Source organism: Erythrobacter sp. JB1-4 (genome assembly GCF_057365025.1).
The window spans coordinates 92,786-105,643 of sequence record NZ_CP200292.1; the positions used below are offsets into that span (position 1 = coordinate 92,786).

A 12,858-nucleotide genomic window follows, 5' to 3' on the forward strand; every position below is an offset into this window, starting at 1 on the left:
TCGGCACACGGCCGGGGCGCCCACTCAACTGTTCAACTCCTCCCCAGGACCACTCCCATGAACAAAGAGACCGCAAACTTCATCCCTGACATGACCGACCAAGAAGGCCCGCAGCCGGGACCATCTTGGGGAAACGCCAAATGGATGGCTGAGGTCGCCGATGCAGGCGCTGATCTCAATGCCGCGATGGACCCCACGCAAATGCGCATGGAGGTCGAAAAGGCGGTGAAGTCTGCGTCGAAAGCGGCTGGCAAGCCCACCGATGAAGAGGCGCTGCGCTACGCATCGGACCTTTCAAACAAGGCGATGACCCTTGTGCGGCTTTACCGTGTGCGTGGTCACTTGGCGGCGGACCTTGACCCGCTGGGCCTGTCGAACAAACAGGGCGATCCCGCTGACCTCACCCTCGCCTTTCACGGGCTTGACGGGAAAGAGAACGAAGAGGTCTATGTCGGCGATGTTCTGGGCATGGAGTGGACCACAATCGGCGCGCTCTACAAGCGTCTGCGCGAGGTGTACTGCGGCAATGTCGGCCTCGAATATATGCACATCGCCGACACTGAAGAGCGGCGCTTCCTGCAAGACAAGTTCGAGAGCCCCGGCGATACCATCCAGTTTACGCCCGAGGGTAAGAAAGCGATCCTGGCCTCCGTCCTTCGCGGTGAGGGGTATGAGGAATTCCTCGGCAAGAAATATGTCGGGACCAAACGCTTTGGCCTCGATGGCGGCGAATCCATGATCCCGGCGCTTGAGGCGGTGATCAAACACGGCGGTTCGGCAGGCGTGCGCGAGATCGTTTACGGCATGGCCCACCGCGGACGTTTGAACGTGCTCGCCAATGTGATGAGCAAGCCGTACAAAGTGATCTTCCACGAATTCTCTGGCGGCACCGCCAACCCAGAGGACGTGGGCGGTTCGGGCGATGTAAAATATCACCTCGGCACAAGCACCGACCGCGAGTTTGACGGGATCAGCGTCCACATGTCGCTCACCCCCAACCCCTCTCACCTTGAGACGGTGAACCCGGTGGTTCTGGGCAAAGTGCGCTCTCAACAGGCGATCCGCGATGATCTGGAGAAGAAGGATCAGGTTCTTCCTGTCCTGATCCACGGCGATGCCGCGTTTGCTGGTCAAGGCGTTGTGTGGGAAAGCCTGAGCCTTTCAGGCGTCAACGGCTATGACACAGGCGGCTGCATCCACTTCATCATTAACAACCAAATCGGCTTTACCACTTCGCCCAAGTTTGCGCGCAACTCGCCTTACCCATCGGATGTGGCGAAAGGCGTGATGGCGCCGATCCTGCACGTGAATGGCGATGACCCCGAAGCGGTGACCTTCGCATGTAAGCTTGCGATTGAATACCGCCAGAAGTTCCACCGCGATGTGGTGATCGATATGTGGTGCTACCGCCGCTTTGGTCACAACGAAGGCGACGAGCCTAAGTTCACGCAGCCGCTCATGTATGACGTGATCAAAAATCACCCCAAGGTGAGCCGCGTTTACGAAGAGCGCCTGATCGCTGAAGGCGTGATTGAACCCGGCCACCGCGAGGCGGTTGCACAGGAATTTGTCGATCTTCTCGAAGAGGAATTTGAGGCCGCCAAAAGCTATTCCGCCAATGAAGCGGACTGGTTTGGCGGGCGCTGGGCAGGCCTCAACAAGCCTGCTGATGATGAGACCGCGCGCCGCAATATCGAAACCGCGATTGAGCCAAAGACCTTCGATGCGCTTGGCCGCACATTGACGCAGGTTCCCGAGGATGTGACTATTCACAAGACCTTGGGCCGCGTGCTTAAAGCCAAATCTCAAATGTTTGAGACAGGCGAAGGCTTCGATTGGGCAACGGCTGAAGCGCTCGCTTTCGGCAGCCTTGTGATGGAAGGTTACGGCGTTCGCTTGTCTGGCCAAGACTCGGGCCGCGGCACTTTCTCACAGCGTCACGCCGTGTGGGTCGACCAGAAAACCGAAGACAAATATATCCCCCTCACCACCCTGCCCCACGGCAAGTTTGAGGTCTATGACAGCACGCTTTCCGAATACGGCGTGCTCGGGTTCGAATACGGCTTTGCGATGGCAGACCCCAAATCGCTCGTGCTTTGGGAAGCGCAATTTGGCGATTTTGCCAACGGCGCTCAGATCATGATCGACCAATATATCGCCAGCGGTGAGGCCAAATGGCTGCGCGCCAATGGTCTGGTGATGCTGCTCCCCCACGGCTTTGAAGGTCAAGGCCCAGAGCACTCCTCGGCACGCCTCGAACGCTTCCTGCAATTGTGTGCGTCGGACAACATTCAGGTGTGCAATATCACGACGCCTGCAAACTACTTCCACGTGCTGCGCCGTCAAATGCTGCGATCTTTCCGCAAGCCGCTCGTCATTATGACGCCAAAGTCGCTTCTGCGTCACCCCATGGCGAAAAGCCCGCGCGAAGAATTCCAAGGCGATTGGCAGTTCAAGCGGATCAAATCCGACACCACCGAAATTGCCGATGAGAAGATCAAGCGGGTTGTCCTGTGTTCGGGCAAGGTAGCCTATGACCTCATCGAAAAGCGCGATGCAGAAGGCATTGATGACATTTCGATTATCCGCATCGAACAGCTCTACCCCTTCCCAGGTGATCCTTTGGGACTGCGCTTTAGCCGCATGAAAAACCTGAAAGAGGTCATCTGGTGTCAGGAAGAGCCTAAGAACAACGGCGCATGGTTCTTCGTCGAAAGCCGCATTGAAAAATCGCTCGAACTGGGCGGCCACTTTGGCATGCGGCCTTTCTATGTCGGGCGCGATGCCTCGGCCTCGCCTGCAACGGGTCTTGCCAAACGTCACGCAGAACAACAAGCGCGGCTTGTCGCCGAAGCGCTTGGTCTTGCTGAATAATTTTACGCCAATTCAAATTTAGGATTTTAAGAAATGGCTACAGAAATCACAGTCCCGGTATTGGGTGAATCGGTCACAGAAGGCTCCATCGGGGAATGGCTCAAACAGCCCGGCGACGCGGTTGCCGTCGATGAACCGATTTGTTCGCTTGAGACCGATAAGGTTGCAGTGGACGTGCCCTCACCCGTCGCTGGCGTGCTGAGCGAGCACCGCGCAGCCGAAGGCGACACCGTCGAGGTGGGCGCTGTCCTTGCGGTGATCGAAGAAGGCGCAACAGGCGCTGCGACGAAGGGCGAAGAGCCAGCGCGCGAGGCACAGGCCCGCGAGGAAATGGAAGAGGCGCCCAAGAGCGCTTCGACCGCGTCGCAAACGCTTTCCCCCGCTGTCCGCCGCGCGGTTCTCGAACACGGCGTTGATCCGTCCACGATCAAAGGCACCGGCAAAGATGGGCGTTTGACCAAGGAAGATGTGATTGCTGCGGCAAAGGCGAAGAGCGATCCGGCTCCGGCTGCTGACACTTCTTCCAAGGCAGTGACGGATGTCGGCAATCCGGGCGACGGTAAAGCCACGGGCGAACGGCGCGAAGAGCGCGTCAAAATGACCCGTATGCGTCAGACCATCGCCAAGCGTCTTAAAGGCGCTCAGGAAGAGGCAGCGCTGCTCACCACATTCAACGATGTGGACATGAGCGCGGTCATCGAAGCGCGTACCAAGTACAAGGACATGTTCGCAAAGAAGCACGATATCCGCCTCGGGTTCATGGGCTTTTTCGCAAAAGCGGCCTGTCTTGCATTGAAAGACGTGCCGAGCGTCAACGCCTATATCGAGGGCGATGAAATCGTTTATCACGACTATGTCGATATCTCGGTCGCGGTGTCTGCGCCCAATGGTCTTGTGGTCCCCGTGATCCGCGATTGTCAGGACAAGGGCTTTGCCCGCATTGAGAAAGACATCGCCGACTTCGGCAAGCGCGCGAAAGACGGCACGCTCACCATGGCGGATATGACCGGCGGGACATTCACCATCTCCAACGGCGGTGTGTTCGGGTCGCTGATGTCGACCCCGATCATCAACCCGCCGCAATCGGCCGTGCTCGGTCTTCACCGCATTGAGGATCGCCCGGTTGCTGTGAATGGCGAAGTTGTGATCCGTCCGATGATGTACATCGCGCTGTCCTATGATCACCGCCTGATCGATGGACGCGAAGCAGTGACCGCGCTTAAGATCATTAAAGAAGCGATCGAAGATCCGACACGGATGCTGATTGATCTGTGATGGCTGTGTGCTCCTGCGAAAGCAGGAGTCTATTTCCTACGGTCCGTGATGAATTCCTGCTTTCGCAGGAAAGCACCTAAGCTGGATATGGTATGAAGGAAGGCTGGCTGTATCTGCTTTGCAACAGGCGCAATGGTACGCTCTACCTAGGCGTCACCAGCGACTTGCGCCAAAGGATCTGGCAACATCGCGAAGGCGTGGTTGAGGGTTTCACAAAGGAACACGGTTGCAAGCGTCTCGTTTGGTTTGAACACTACCCCAACCTCCACGATGCCCGTGCAAGAGAAGCTCAGATGAAAAAGTGGAAGCGTGAGTGGAAGGTCGAATTGATCGAAAAGGATAATCCCGACTGGCGCGACCTATGGTTCGAGATCAACAAGTGACCAATTTCACCCTTATGATCTCCTGCGAAAGCAGGAGTCCAGCTTCTACCGCTGGAGATAGGCTCCTGCGTTCGCAGGAGATCACACCCTGACTGCGGAAACCACCTTCGACGAGCGCCGCTATAATCACTCCGTCACTCAAACCCTGCCCCAATTTTGGGCGCGGTTTGGTGGGGTGCCGGATGTAGCGGGGAAACATGTCCTAGACTTTGGCTGCGCGCGTGGGGGCATGGTTCACACCGTGCTTGAGGCCGGAGCCAAGAGCGCGTGCGGCATCGATATCAATCCGGACTATATCGCCTTTGCAAACGCCAAACACGCAGCGGAATGGGGTGATCGCGCAAAGTTCATCTGCGGCGATATCCGGGAAGAGGCGCTAGAACCTGCCGACATCATCACGTCGTGCAATGTCCTCGAGCACGTGATGGCTCTGGCGGAAACCCTCACCGCGCTGGTCCAGTGCGCCAAGCCCGGCGGTGAGCTCTTCATCGGGTTCTCGCCCCTGTGGCACTCGCCCTATGGTCACCACCGATTGATGGATTCAAAGCTCCCCTGGGCACATTTACCGCGCGGCAATCGCGCTTTTCTCGATCGTCTCGTCGATGACAAAGGCCAATCGCCAGAGAGCATTCAAGAGCTTGGTTTTAACGGAGCGACCCCTGCCGACTTTCGCGCAGCGCTCAAGGGCCTGCCAGTGGAGATCATCTCCGCACGGCGCAATGTAGCAACCTCGCCGCTCAAACAGGCCGCGATGAAGGCGATGCTTATCCCTTCCATCATCGCGCCCCTCGAAAAATATGTGACAATCGGAATTTATTGGCATCTGAGGCGCACAAAATGACAAGTCCTGCGCCAAAAGTAGCAATAGCGCTTTCACCCCGAAGCTCCTAAATAGGACCCGGATCAAAATTCACGCCATCACAACGGGATCATAGGAACCATGGCTGACACTCAATACGACTACGATTGCCTTGTTATCGGCGCAGGCCCAGGCGGCTATGTTGCGGCCATTCGCGCGGCGCAATTGGGCCTCAAGACGGCCTGTGTTGAAAGCCGCGAGACGCTTGGCGGCACCTGCCTCAATGTGGGCTGTATCCCGTCAAAAGCGCTGCTCCACGCCTCTGAATTGTTTGACGAGGCGCAAAACGGCCACTTCGCGACATGGGGCATTGAAGCCAAGGCGACCTTCGACCTGTCAAAGATGATGGGCGAGAAGACCAAGGCTGTCGGCGAGCTCACCGGCGGCATCGAATTCCTGTTCAAGAAGAACAAGGTGACGTGGCTCAAGGGTCTTGGCTCTTTCGAAGACGCTCACACGGTCAAAGTAGGGGACGAAACCGTCACCGCCAAAGACATTGTGATCGCAACGGGCTCCAGCGTCACCCCCTCCCCGGTGTCGAAGTCGACAACGCGGGCGGGCGCATCGTTGATAGCACCGGCGCGCTTGAGCTTTCCGAAGTGCCAGAGCATCTTGTCGTGATCGGCGGCGGCGTGATCGGCCTCGAGCTTGGCAGCGTATGGCGCCGTTTGGGCGCGAAAGTCACTGTGGTGGAGTTCCTGCCGCAAATCCTGCCCGGCATGGACGAGGAAGTGCGCAAGGAAGCGAACAAGATCTTCAAGAAGCAAGGCATTGAATGGATGCTTGGCCACAAGGTCACAGGCGCCGAGGTTAAGGGCAAAGGCGTCAATCTCACCATCGAGAAATCGGATGGCGGAGAGAGCCAAACGCTAGAGGCAAGCCACGTGCTGGTCTCCATCGGCCGCCGCCCCAATACCGATGGCCTGGCGCTTGAAAAAGCGGGCCTTGAAACAAACAATCGCGGCCAGATCGAAATCGACCACGACTTCCGCACCGCAACCTCAAACATCTGGGCAATTGGCGATGTGGTCCCCGGCCCGATGCTCGCTCACAAAGCTGAAGACGAAGGCGTTGCGGTGGCTGAAAACATCGCTGGCGAAACCGGCATTGTGAACCACGATGTGATCCCCAACGTCGTCTATACAACTCCCGAAATCGCTGGCGTTGGCCTTACGCAAGAGCAAGCCATCGAGAAAGCAGGCGGCGACAAGAAGGCCGTCAAAGTCGGCAAATTCCCGATGATGGCGAACTCACGCGGCAAGGCAAACCGCGACACCGACGGCTTTGTGAAAGTCATTGCGGACGCTGAAACCGACCGCGTTCTGGGCGTGTGGATGATCAACAGCCTCGCAGGCACCATGATCGCACAGGCAGCGCAGGCCATGGAGTTCGGCGCAACGTCCGAAGACATCGCCTACACCTGCCACGCGCACCCCACGCATGCCGAGGCCTTCAAAGAGGCCGCGATGGCGGTTCAGGGTAAGCCCATTCATATGTGATGGCCGCGCCCTTCAAACGGGGTGGCATACTCTTCCTCAATCACCTACCCCGGTGGGTGAGAGAGGGAGACGACACCATACATGGCCTATCCAAAACTGACCGATAAGCCGGGCGCTTTAGAAACCGCGGCGGATATTCGTGCTGGCAAATTGTCTGTTGCCGAAGCAGTGGACGCTGCGATTACGCGCATTGAGCATTTGGATGCCGAGATTGACGCGCTGGCTGTGCCGGATTTTGAGCGCGCCGCCGACGCCGCAAAAGCGATGGATCAAGCGGGCCCGCCCAAAGACCAAGGCCGCGACCAGCCGCTTTTCGGTGTGCCGATGACGGTCAAGGAAAGCTTCAATGTCGCCGGCCTTCAAAGCTGTTGGGGGCATGAGAGCCTCACCGATTACGTTCCCACGACCGACAGCGAGCTGGTCCGCCGTATGAAAGCGGCGGGCGCGGTGATTGTCGGCAAGACCAATGTGCCCGTCGATCTCTCCGATTGGCAGAGCTTTAACCCGGTCTATGGCCGCACCAACAACCCGCACAATACAGGCCGCTCTCCGGGTGGTTCGTCTGGCGGTAGCGCGGCGGCGGTTGCCTCTGGCATGGTGCCTTGTGAGTTCGGGACTGACATTGGCGGATCGGTCCGCGTGCCCGCTCACTTCTGCGGGGTTTGGGCGCATAAGCCCACTTGGGGCCTTGTCTCCAAACTCGGCCATGTTCACCCGCAAATGGCGTCGCGCGAAGGCTTTATTGCGGCGCATGATGGAGCGCTGTCGGTCGCAGGGCCGTTTGCGAGGAGTGCACAAGATTTGGCCGTGATGATGCAAATTGCTGCGACTTACGCAATGCCGCGAAGGCCCAAGCCGCTTAAAGACTGCCGCATTCTTGCCGTGACCGAATATCCGGGCTCTCCTGTGGATGCCTCTGTTGCGGGGCCCACTGAGGCGGCGATTGAGGCGTTGATCAAATCCGGGGTTAATGTTGACCGCGCGTCTGGTGTTTCTGGCGAGCTCCTCCCCGATCTTGCCAAGCAGCAGGATGACTACATGCTCATGCTCAATATCGCGATGGCCAGAGGCGCTCCATCTGCGGGCGGCGCGCGGGCCAATGCGACCGATTGGTTCGACCTGCTCGATGCGCAAGGCGCCAATCAAGCGCAATGGGCAGCGCTGTTCGAGACCTATGACTTCGTGCTCGCGCCCCCAGCCCCGGTGCTGGCGATCCCCCACAGCGACAAACGCGCCTTTGACGAACCCATGGTGATCAACGGCGAGGAAGCGCCCGGTCCATCGGGACTTGCATGGGCGGGAATTGCGACATTCCCGTGTTTGCCGGCAACCGTGCTGCCCATCGGCTCTGGCACCTATGAAGGCGCTGAATTGCCATGTGGAATGCAAGTTATAGGACCCCTCATGAGCGACCTTGATTGCATTCACGCCGCCCAAGAGATCGGGATTATCTTGCACGGGTAACAAAGCTCAGCCATGGGCGCGGCTATGGCAAACCCCTCTCCTTTGAAAACTCTCGCCCGCTGGCACGTCTGGCTTGGTTGGCTTGTTGGCGTGCCAATCGTCATGTGGCTCGCAAGCGGGCTCTTCATGGCGATCAAGCCCATCGAAGAGGTGCGCGGTGAGCATTTGCGCATCGCGGCACAGGACGCGCCACTGGTCATCGAAGGCAGCGACTTTGCGCAGGCCGATGCTCGTCTCAAAGACATGCGGCTTGTCATGCAGGAGGGCCGCGCGGTTGCACTGCTCACGACTTTGGACGGCGTCACCACAAGGGTCGATTATGCGAGCGGCGAGACAATCGCGCCCGTGACCGCTCAAAAGGCACGCGCAATCGTGGCAAACCGCATTGTGGGAGGCGATAGGGTCACCTCCGTGCGATCGTACGAAGCCGACGAGGTTCCCTTCGATTTCCGCCGCCCGCGCCCCGTTTGGCAAGTCACTTTGGAAGACGCAACCCACGTCTATGTCGGGCGCGACACTGGCGAAATTGAAGCGGTGCGCACGCAATGGTGGCGCTGGTTTGATTTTATGTGGGGTCTGCACATTATGGATATCTCGGAGCGCGAGGCGACCAGCCACCCGATCCTGATCCTGTTCGCAGCACTCTCGCTGACGGGCGCAGTTCTAGGCTGCATCCTGATGTTCCGCCGCCGCAAAGCTCGGCCCGTGACCGCAAGGCGATGAACGAGGCCATCCTCACCCCAATCCTCGATTGGTTGGACATCGCAGGGATTGCGGTGTTTGCGCTTTCAGGGGCACTCGTTGCCGCGCGCGAGCGGCAGACTTTTGTCACGATGGGATTTTTCGCGCTTGTCACAGGGGTTGGCGGAGGAACGGTGCGCGACCTTTTGATTGATGCGCCGGTATTCTGGATGCAGGACCCATGGGTTGCCGCCGTTTGCCTAGGCATCGCGCTGATTGTCTGGTTCACACCTGTCAGGTGGTGGGATGGCCAATTGCTCGACTATGCCGATGCGCTCGGCCTTGCTGCATACGCTGTGCTCGGAAGTGCAAAGGCGCTTGCCTACGGAATCCCACCATTGCCAGCAGCTCTTATGGGCGTGATCACAGGATGTGTTGGCGGGGTTATCCGGGACGTGGTCGCAGGCCGCCCCTCGATCATCGTCCGGCCAGAACTCTATGTGACCGCAGCCGCTTTGAGCGCAGCAATCACCGTTATCGCGATGCAGTTTTCTGGCGCGGTGGCGATCAACAATTGGGCAATCTGGATTGCCGCTTTTGTCGCAGGGTTCGTACTGCGAGCAGGGGCCATCCGCTTTGAATGGGGCCTGCCAAACTATGGGAGAGGACAAGAGCCCTCCCCCAAAGCATCAGACGATCCCGATTGATATCACTCGGGAAATTCTTCACCCGGAAGCGGGCCACCGGGATAAGCGGGCTGGCGCGCATCATTGGGATCAATCGCCAGATCAGGGCGCGTTGTACCGCCCACATCTGAGCGTGCCCGAGCATAGCGGTCATCTGACAATTGCCCTTCGGCACGCTCGTCATTGAGGGCAAAAGTCTGGTTGTCACCGCGCGACGACACTGCGCGCCCGCGCCCGTAATCGATACCGGAAATCTGACCCGAATTGTCGATCTGACACGAGAAGCCTGAGCCATCGAACAGCGAGCCGGTCACGATCCAGCCTGAGCCGACACGGCTTGCGCCATCAACACTATCAACGCGGATGTCTTGCTCTATTTGATTAAGGCACATGGAAACCGCGTTATCGATGCCAGAGCCGCTATTGGTTGAACGGGTGGTGTTGCGCCGGTTTACGTCGCGTGTTTCAGGACGATAGCGATAGTCACGCTCGCGCTCTCTCTCGACCACCACCACATCGCGATCACGACGGCGGTTGTTGCTGGCAGCGCTGGCGATTGCGGCAATGCCGCCCAGGATCACTGCGCCTGCAAGAATGTCACCGCCGCGAATGCCTCGGCGATAGCCGCGCCACCCTCTGCGACCGCGCCATCCACGGCGCCAGCGGCGGTATTCCTGAACGCTGTGCGTCCCGGTCGCTGCAAGGGGGCCCTGAAAACCTGTGATTGAAGCGGCCATGGTGTTGGGCGACTGTGTTTGCGCGATAAAGCCGGTTGCGTATCCGGCCGTGCCAATGGGTGCCATTCCGGCAGCTTGGGGACTGGCAGCTTGGGCCTGCGCTGGGGTGAATGCGAGTGAGGTGGCGGCTATCAAGCCAGCGACACCTGCGATCCGTGATTGGTGAGCCATATGCTCCCTCCTGTTTGGTATCAGTTACAAGAAAGCGCCCACCAAACGCCCCGTATGATGAATATAGCTAGGCGGCCCAGGCTTACGCAAGCCTGAACCGCCCATGGTGGAGAACTCTAGGAGTTGTTTAGTGCGTGCTTCAAAGGCCGCGAATGCCTCTGAAGTCGATCTGTGGACGGCCACGCCCTTCGACAAAGCAGGTGAACCGGCCGCGATCATAGCCTTGGTTACCATAACCATAGCCTCCGCCGCGCAAACCTTGGACTTCCATCCGGCCCTTGACGCGCCAGCCATATCGGGTGCGGTCAACATCGCGGATCTGGGTCACATCGGCAAAGCGGTAGCCTCCAAAGCGGCGCGCCTGGCGCTCGGCAACCCGGATACAGCGCTCAATCGCTCGCTCGCCGCCGCCGCGGTTGTAGGCGTTGCCATTGTTATAGTGGCGATTGTTGTAATTGCGGTTGTTATAATGCCGATCGCGCTTGCCATCGAAAGCCCCTGCAAGGGCAGCGATGCCACCGATAATCACTGCGCCTGCGATCACGTCGCCTGCATCAATCTTGTCGCGGTGATGGCGATCATTTGCCGCAGCTGGGGTTGCAGACGCCAGGGCCATCGCGCCAGCCGCGACAGTCCCGAGCGTGGCCTTAGTGAGTGTCTTTGTAAGATCAGTCATGTCGGTTCATCCTCGGGTTTTCAGTGGATAGGACCATTCCCGTTCACTGTGAGACCCTTTTAGATGAACAAACCTGAGATGATTCTGAGCAAGGCTTGCAGGTGGTGTTCAGGTAAGGGGCGCTTTATATGAACGCACCCGAACTCACTCCTCCAACGCCGCCAGCACGTCGCGGGTGAATGCAGCGATGTCGAAGCGCTTGCCAGCAGGGTCCTCCCCGCGCCGTACGATCACGACATCGCGCGAGGGCACGACTACGATATATTGCCCCCTGTTGCCCGCCGCGAGGATTGTATCGGCAGGAATGCCCTCTTCCTTATTGAGAAGCCACCACCCAGCACCATAACCCCAACTGCGACCCTCAGGTTGAGGACCGCTAGGCGCAGACACATATTCGAGCCAATTTTCAGGCAGCAATCTGATCCCATCAGGGGTCACCCCATCGTTGAGATAAAGCTGCCCCAAGTCCGCCAGATCAGGGGCGGTGGCCCAAACTTGGCTTGAGAGGATGTAATCCCCGGACCAATCTGTCTCCGCCACCGTGTGCTCCATTCCAGCGGCGGTAAAAAAATCGGCAGGCTCGAAGAACTTGTCGGTGTCTGTAATCGCCTTCACCGCCATCAGCGTGTCATTGTTGGCGTAGCGGTATTTGCTGCCCGGCTTGTAGATCAGTGGCCAGCCGGTGGCGGTCTCCTCAACCGTCGAGCCGCCTGCATAAAGCGGATCGGTGCGATTGCCCGGGGTGTCCGAGTAACGACCCGATGCCATGCGTAAGAGATGATCGATTGTGATAAAGGTCCGCGCGTCATTGCGCCATTCTTTGCGCACGAGGGGCTCGTTCACATCGACTTGACCTTGGTGAACCGCAGCGCCGATGAGCGTCGCTGCAATACTCTTGGCAACCGACCAAGTGCGTTGTGGGGTGAAGTGGCCGAAGCCTTCGGTATAGTGTTCAGCTGAAAGCGCGCCCGACCGAACGATGACAGCCGTTGTTCGCGCTCCCTGCCCGTAGTCCCCGTTAAATGCAGCCCCAAATTGCGGCTCAAGCCGGTCGGCAAACGCACCCTTGCCCCTTCCGGTCTCCAGCTCCGTCAGCTGCGAGGGTGTGTAGCCCCAAAAGTATGGCATCATTGGCTCCATGCCAATCGGCGCCAAACGACATCCGCCGATCCGCGTGGCCGTTGCAAAACGTGCGGGCATATCGTCGGTCCAATCCACCTCAACCCGCGCGACGTTTCCCTCATCTTCCCGCACGATCCGGTAATCGAGATCGCGCACAATCCCATCGATTGCGCTGTAAACCCCGGTGAGCTCCCACTCATGCACGCTTTCGGGCGTGCGCGCGGCGCCATTGCGTTCTGCATTGGCAATCGCGCCGCACATAAACAGCGCCTTATAGCCCGCAGCCATCGCGAGGTTGTAACGCTCCTCGAGGCGTTCTTGAGCGGATTGCGCAGATAAGGGGGTCCCGAGGATGAGCGCTGTGGCAGCGAGGATGAGTTTGTTCATACCCGCGCACAGTAACCCTGCGGCCCCAAAAGAAAAGGGCCCGC

Annotated in this window: 10 protein-coding genes and 1 pseudogene; 8 read left to right on the forward strand and 3 right to left on the reverse strand. The window is 58.7% G+C overall.

The features are described from left to right. The first annotated feature begins 57 nt into the window (after nucleotides 1-57). The 8 genes and pseudogenes from AC0V61_RS00435 (at nucleotide 58) to AC0V61_RS00470 (ending at nucleotide 9,742) form a co-directional block, all read left to right on the forward strand. Nucleotides 58-2,874 carry a 2-oxoglutarate dehydrogenase E1 component gene (locus tag AC0V61_RS00435; RefSeq protein ID WP_486155281.1) on the forward strand — a complete coding sequence of 939 codons (2,817 nt, stop codon included), beginning with the start codon at nucleotides 58-60 and terminating at the stop codon, nucleotides 2,872-2,874. A gap of 33 nt (nucleotides 2,875-2,907) precedes the next feature. Further along, nucleotides 2,908-4,149, forward strand: a complete 1,242-nt coding sequence (gene odhB / locus AC0V61_RS00440) for a 2-oxoglutarate dehydrogenase complex dihydrolipoyllysine-residue succinyltransferase (RefSeq protein WP_486155282.1) — start codon at nucleotides 2,908-2,910, stop codon at nucleotides 4,147-4,149. Between the two features lie 92 nt (nucleotides 4,150-4,241). Beyond that, nucleotides 4,242-4,532, forward strand: a complete 291-nt coding sequence (locus AC0V61_RS00445) for a GIY-YIG nuclease family protein (RefSeq protein WP_486155283.1) — start codon at nucleotides 4,242-4,244, stop codon at nucleotides 4,530-4,532. Between the two features lie 88 nt (nucleotides 4,533-4,620). After that, complete coding sequence (locus AC0V61_RS00450) at nucleotides 4,621-5,373, forward strand: class I SAM-dependent methyltransferase (RefSeq protein WP_486159410.1); 753 nt, start codon at nucleotides 4,621-4,623, stop codon at nucleotides 5,371-5,373. A gap of 99 nt (nucleotides 5,374-5,472) precedes the next feature. Beyond that, nucleotides 5,473-6,890 (forward strand): annotated as a pseudogene (lpdA, locus tag AC0V61_RS00455) (dihydrolipoyl dehydrogenase). An 81-nt stretch (nucleotides 6,891-6,971) separates the two neighbouring features. After that, complete coding sequence (locus tag AC0V61_RS00460) at nucleotides 6,972-8,354, forward strand: amidase family protein (protein WP_486155284.1); 1,383 nt, start codon at nucleotides 6,972-6,974, stop codon at nucleotides 8,352-8,354. A gap of 24 nt (nucleotides 8,355-8,378) precedes the next feature. Further along, the gene (locus AC0V61_RS00465) at nucleotides 8,379-9,077 is read left to right on the forward strand and encodes a PepSY domain-containing protein (RefSeq protein ID WP_486155285.1); all 699 of its coding nucleotides are present in this window, start codon (nucleotides 8,379-8,381) and stop codon (nucleotides 9,075-9,077) included. Then, nucleotides 9,074-9,742, forward strand: coding sequence for a trimeric intracellular cation channel family protein (locus AC0V61_RS00470; RefSeq protein ID WP_486155286.1), 669 nt, complete (start codon nucleotides 9,074-9,076; stop codon nucleotides 9,740-9,742). The genes AC0V61_RS00465 and AC0V61_RS00470 overlap by 4 nt, the downstream gene beginning before the upstream one ends. Before the next feature lie 2 nt (nucleotides 9,743-9,744). Here the strand turns inward: AC0V61_RS00470 and AC0V61_RS00475 are convergent, their stop codons facing one another. The 3 genes from AC0V61_RS00475 to AC0V61_RS00485 form a co-directional block, all read right to left on the reverse strand. Next, complete coding sequence (locus AC0V61_RS00475) at nucleotides 9,745-10,629, reverse strand: hypothetical protein (protein WP_486155287.1); 885 nt, start codon at nucleotides 10,627-10,629, stop codon at nucleotides 9,745-9,747. 139 nt (nucleotides 10,630-10,768) lie between these two features. Further along, the gene (locus AC0V61_RS00480; RefSeq protein WP_486155289.1) at nucleotides 10,769-11,305 is read right to left on the reverse strand and encodes a hypothetical protein; all 537 of its coding nucleotides are present in this window, start codon (nucleotides 11,303-11,305) and stop codon (nucleotides 10,769-10,771) included. Between the two features lie 144 nt (nucleotides 11,306-11,449). Continuing rightward, complete coding sequence (locus AC0V61_RS00485) at nucleotides 11,450-12,814, reverse strand: serine hydrolase domain-containing protein (protein WP_486155290.1); 1,365 nt, start codon at nucleotides 12,812-12,814, stop codon at nucleotides 11,450-11,452. Between the last annotated feature and the right edge of the window lie 44 nt (nucleotides 12,815-12,858).

What these genes read in the sequence shown, in the direction of transcription:
- AC0V61_RS00445 (WP_486155283.1), top strand. Translation starts at nt 4,242, where the DNA reads ATGAAGGAAGGCTGGCTGTATCTGCTTTGCAACAGGCGCAATGGTACG.
- AC0V61_RS00460 (WP_486155284.1), top strand. Translation starts at nt 6,972, where the DNA reads ATGGCCTATCCAAAACTGACCGATAAGCCGGGCGCTTTAGAAACCGCG.
- odhB (WP_486155282.1), top strand. Translation starts at nt 2,908, where the DNA reads ATGGCTACAGAAATCACAGTCCCGGTATTGGGTGAATCGGTCACAGAA.
- AC0V61_RS00475 (WP_486155287.1), bottom strand. Translation starts at nt 10,629, where the DNA reads ATGGCTCACCAATCACGGATCGCAGGTGTCGCTGGCTTGATAGCCGCC.
- AC0V61_RS00465 (WP_486155285.1), top strand. Translation starts at nt 8,379, where the DNA reads ATGGCAAACCCCTCTCCTTTGAAAACTCTCGCCCGCTGGCACGTCTGG.
- AC0V61_RS00470 (WP_486155286.1), top strand. Translation starts at nt 9,074, where the DNA reads ATGAACGAGGCCATCCTCACCCCAATCCTCGATTGGTTGGACATCGCA.
- AC0V61_RS00485 (WP_486155290.1), bottom strand. Translation starts at nt 12,814, where the DNA reads ATGAACAAACTCATCCTCGCTGCCACAGCGCTCATCCTCGGGACCCCC.
- AC0V61_RS00480 (WP_486155289.1), bottom strand. Translation starts at nt 11,305, where the DNA reads ATGACTGATCTTACAAAGACACTCACTAAGGCCACGCTCGGGACTGTC.
- AC0V61_RS00435 (WP_486155281.1), top strand. Translation starts at nt 58, where the DNA reads ATGAACAAAGAGACCGCAAACTTCATCCCTGACATGACCGACCAAGAA.